This window comes from Pseudoalteromonas sp. 120-MNA-CIBAN-0494 (assembly GCF_040308885.1).
Lineage (GTDB): Bacteria > Pseudomonadota > Gammaproteobacteria > Enterobacterales > Alteromonadaceae > Pseudoalteromonas > Pseudoalteromonas nigrifaciens.
Map to the genome: position 1 here is coordinate 1 of NZ_JBEOOE010000254.1, position 230 is coordinate 230.

At 33.5% G+C, this 230-nt stretch carries 1 pseudogene; it reads right to left on the minus strand.

Features of this window, described 5'->3' with window-relative positions:
• A pseudogene (locus AAEY55_RS18690) lies at positions 1 to 230 on the minus strand (MipA/OmpV family protein); the annotation flags it as partial.

Below are 230 nucleotides of genomic sequence, written 5' to 3' on the forward strand. Positions count from 1 at the left end.
AGCTTGCGCTTACTAATTTTTTTATTATTTTTTTGTTGCGGCGAGTTATCTTTTTCTACCTGGTTAATTTTTTTATTTGAACTAGCAATTTTTTGCCCAAATATATTTTGGGGGTGCAAATAAATAAAAAACCGCGACTCAGGGTTTAATTCTGTTACTAGGCTTAAGTTATGCTGTTGAGTTTGTTTAATCGAGTAGCCAACTCGGCCATTATCAAAAAACCACTGTTG